Annotated in this window: 4 protein-coding genes and 1 pseudogene; 1 reads left to right on the plus strand and 4 read right to left on the minus strand. The window is 77.1% G+C overall.

Annotated elements, in window-relative coordinates; genetic code table 11:
* From ACWENR_RS30055 to ACWENR_RS30065, 3 genes and pseudogenes are all read right to left on the minus strand, one after another.
* Nucleotides 1-490, minus strand: a pseudogene (locus ACWENR_RS30055) (sulfatase-like hydrolase/transferase); the annotation flags it as partial.
* A gap of 130 nt (nt 491-620) precedes the next feature.
* Nucleotides 621-2,045 (minus strand): class I SAM-dependent methyltransferase, encoded by a 1,425-nt coding sequence (locus ACWENR_RS30060; RefSeq protein WP_452280319.1) that lies wholly within the window; start codon nt 2,043-2,045, stop codon nt 621-623.
* A 6-nt stretch (nt 2,046-2,051) separates the two neighbouring features.
* Complete coding sequence (locus ACWENR_RS30065) at nt 2,052-2,201, minus strand: hypothetical protein (RefSeq protein ID WP_165947858.1); 150 nt, start codon at nt 2,199-2,201, stop codon at nt 2,052-2,054.
* Nucleotides 2,202-2,391: 190 nt separating this feature from the next.
* Here ACWENR_RS30065 and ACWENR_RS30070 point away from each other — a divergent pair, with 190 nt between their 5' ends.
* Complete coding sequence (locus ACWENR_RS30070) at nt 2,392-2,787, plus strand: VOC family protein (protein ID WP_452280320.1); 396 nt, start codon at nt 2,392-2,394, stop codon at nt 2,785-2,787.
* A 48-nt stretch (nt 2,788-2,835) separates the two neighbouring features.
* Here ACWENR_RS30070 and ACWENR_RS30075 read toward each other — a convergent pair whose 3' ends face one another.
* Nucleotides 2,836-3,522 (minus strand): helix-turn-helix domain-containing protein, encoded by a 687-nt coding sequence (locus ACWENR_RS30075; RefSeq protein ID WP_452280321.1) that lies wholly within the window; start codon nt 3,520-3,522, stop codon nt 2,836-2,838.
* Nucleotides 3,523-3,598: the final 76 nt, after the last annotated feature.

A 3,598-nucleotide genomic window follows, 5' to 3' on the forward strand; every position in this document is an offset into this window, starting at 1 on the left:
GGCGCCGACGACGGTGATCTTCATCGGGTGGTGGTCCTTTCCTGGTGGGACTTCGGGGTGACCTGGCTCGCGAGGATCGCCGCGAGGGCCCGGCCACGCCGGCCACCGCCGCCGCCAGCAGCAGCGGTACGCCCCGCAGCGGCGTCGCGTGCCGGCCCACCTGCACGGCCAGGGCGGCGAGCAGCAGCCCGACCAGCACGGTGTGCGTCAGCGCGCGGGCGGTCCGCCCGGCCAAACGGCTCGGCGCGGCGAGCAGCGCCACGGCGGCCGTGGGCGCGACGGCGACGAGCGCGACCAGCAGCAGGATCTCCCGCCGGTCCGCCCGGTGGAACAGGAAGAAGTCCGGGCTGCGGCCGAGGACGTCCAGCAGCGGTTGGGTCACCACGAGCCCGACCAGCCCGGCCACCTCCGCCAGCCGGCCGAGTTCCGCCCGCCGGCCACCAGCCGGGCCGGCCCGTCCGGCGGGCGGGGCGGTGGGGTCGGCCGGCACGGCCCCGTTGGACGGGGCGGGCGGGTCGGACGACGGCGCGGACGGGGCGGGCGGGTCGGACGACGACGCGGACGGGGCGGGCTGTCGGGCAGCCGGGCCGGGCGGCCGGGGCGGCTGCGTCGGCGCGGGCTCAGCCACCCGCGACCGCCGCGTAGAGGGTGCGGGTGCCCGAGGGCAGGTCGAGCCGGCGCGCGATCCGGCACCGGTCCCCCAGCAGGCGTTCGAACTCGGCGCGCCGGTAGTCCGGGAAGAGGCCCTCGGGCTTGTTGGCCAGCAGCCGGCGGGCCATCGGGTCCTCGGGATGGACGAACTCCACCACGACCCGGGCGCCGGGCGCGGCGAGGCCGACGAGCCAGTCGAGCACCTCGGGCAGCGGCACGTTGCGCCCGATCGCCAGGTGGTGCACCACGGCCAGGGCGAGCACCGCGTCCGCCCGGGCGCGGTCGGCGAACGAGGCCCGCTCGACGCCCCGCCAGCCCCCGCCGGGCGACGGGTCGGCGAGGTCCATCACCAGGGGCAGGATCCGCCGCTCGCCCTCGGCACGCAGCGCGCGGTAGAGCCCGTCGACCACGGCCGGGTCCTGCTCCACCGCCACGACGTAGTCGGCGTGCCGGGCCGCGAGCCGGGCGTACCGGCCGTCGTTGGCGCCGAGGTCGAGCACGAGGCGGGGACGCGGCCCGTCGGTCAGCGCCTCGGCGACGAAGCGTTCCTTCGCGGCCCGGTCGTCGGCGGTGTAGGCGCAGGTGCGCTGGTAGTCGACCCAGTGGCTGGCGTCCGGGTGGTGCTCCAGCCGCCGCACGAGCCGCTCGATCCCCCGTACGGTGGCCAGCGCCAGCTCCCGGGAGTAGCCGGCCGCCCGGAGCTGGGACCGGACGTCGGCGGTGCTGGCGCGGGCGTTGCGCCGCTGCATCGCCCCGTGCAGGTGCACGTGGGTGAGCACGCCGGGCAGCAGCCGGCGGGCCCCGCCGAACAGCCGGCGCATCTGGTCGGGCTCGATGCCGTCGACCTGGGCCCGCAGCCAGGGCCGGAAGTCCAGCCCCAGGTGGGCGCCGAGCAGCAGCGGGTAGAGCAGGGTCTGGCAGAACTGCCGGTACCCGGCCCACGGCTCGCCGTCGCGCGCGGGCGTGAACGAGCCGACGTCGATGAAGACCGGTTCCGCCCCCCGCCACTGGACGTTGTAGGCCGAGCCGTCCTTTAGGGTGAACGCCCCCGGCAGGGCCGTCCGCAGGATCTCCAGGTGCAGCAGCGCCGCGTCGCGGAGCATCGCGAACGACCACTCGTACGGGTGGGAGACGAACGGGATCCGCTCGTGGCGCAGGACGGTGGCCCAGCGGGAGCCGGCGGCCACCGGCGTCGGCTCGACCGGTGCGGTGGCGCAGACCTTGCCGGCGGCGAGCAGCGGCGGGAAGAAGTCGGTGGCGGCCAGCGCCCGCCACTCCCGGGCGGCCTGCTCGTCCAGCCCGCGCAGCACGTCGTCGCCGAGGTGGAAGACCCGGTTGGCCGGGTCGCGGAAGGATCCGGGCTCGGCGCGTGGGCCGGTGCGGGGAACCGTCATGCCGGGTCAGCGCTGGTCGGTGGGCTGGCGGCGGAACCGGTCGACGAGCCTTCGCCAGTAGAGCTTGGCCGCCACGGCGGCGCCGGCCACCCCGCCGACCACCGCCTGCACGATCAGGCTGCCGGACCCCGCGTCCAGGTAGGCCAGGTGTTCCACCGACCGCTCCTTCCCTCGCCGTCTCGACACCGGCACGCCGGACCGCATCCCCTGACGGATTTGACCGGAAAGCCGGACTTGTCTGCCACCGTACGCCGATCGTCCCCGTCGTGACGGCCACACCGGCCGTTCCGTCCCGACGTCCGTTTCGTTCAAGACGCCTCGGCCCGCCGCCCCTACCGTCGACGCCATGGCACCGAAACTGGATCTCGTCGGCATGGTCGCCAGCGACCTGCCGCGCTCGCTCGCCTTCTACCGCCGGCTCGGTCTCGACATCCCGGCCGACGCCGACACCCAGCCGCACGTGGAGATCACCCTCCCCGGGGGCCTTCGGCTCGCCTGGGACACCGCCGACACCATCCGCTCCTTCGACGCGGACTGGAAGCCCGGAGGCGGCGGCGGAGCCAGCCTCGCCTTCCGCTGCGCCGACCCGGCGGAGGTCGACCGCCTCTACGCGGAACTGGTGGCCGAGGGCCACGAGGGTCACCTGCCCCCGTGGGACGCCTACTGGGGCCAGCGGTACGCGGTGGTGTGCGACCCGGACGGCAACGGCGTGGACCTGTTCGCCCCACTCCCGCAGGGCTGAGCCGACGCACCCCCGCGCGGGCGGGCTCGCCCGGTCCCGCTGTGTCGCTCAGCGGGGCAGCAGGACCGTCGGCGGCACCCCGGCCAGGTCCCGCACGTCCCGGGTCAGGTGGGCCTGGTCGGCGTACCCGCAGCGGGCCGCCACCTCGGCCAGCGGCGTGCCCGCGCGGGCCAGCGCCAGGGCGCGCCGCATCCGCAGGATCCGGGCCAGGGTCTTCGGGCCGTACCCGAACAGGTGCCGGCTGCGGCGGTGCAGGGCGCGCGCGTCCAGGCCGACCTCGGCGGCGACCGAGGCCACGGTGGCGCCGGCGGCCAGCGCGGCGACGACCCGGGCGGCCAACGGCTCCGGACCGCCCGCCGCCCGCAACCGCCCGACGGCGACCTCCGTCAGCGCGGCGGCCGGGGCCCGCTCGGCCCGCTCGCCCAGCCGGCCGGCCTCGCGGTCGCCCCACACCTGCGCCAGGGGGACCCGCCGGTCGCGCAGCTCGGCGGCGGGCACGCCGAGCACCGCCGGCCCCACCCCCGGCGGCAGCCGCAGCCCGACCCACCGTTCGGCCGCCCCGCCGCCGCTGAGGTGCGCGGTGCGGTCCGGGCCGGCCACCAGCAGGCCGGAGCGACTCGTCCACAGCAGGTCGACGCAGCCGTCGGGAAGCACCCGGGTCGGCGCGGCGCCCGCCCTGGTGGTGCTGGTCCAGAGCACGGCGCCGGCGAACCCGGCGGGACGTTCCCGGTACATGCCGCCCAGCCTGCCACGGCCGGGCTAGCCTCCGGATGTGCGATGGTCGGTGCTGGACGCCCCACTCGACTCCTCC

Source organism: Micromonospora sp. NPDC004336, from assembly GCF_053602615.1.

Excerpts from the sequence above, each read along its gene's own strand:
- ACWENR_RS30060 (WP_452280319.1), bottom strand. The coding sequence starts at position 2,045 with ATGACGGTTCCCCGCACCGGCCCACGCGCCGAGCCCGGATCCTTCCGC.
- ACWENR_RS30070 (WP_452280320.1), top strand. The coding sequence starts at position 2,392 with ATGGCACCGAAACTGGATCTCGTCGGCATGGTCGCCAGCGACCTGCCG.
- ACWENR_RS30075 (WP_452280321.1), bottom strand. The coding sequence starts at position 3,522 with ATGTACCGGGAACGTCCCGCCGGGTTCGCCGGCGCCGTGCTCTGGACC.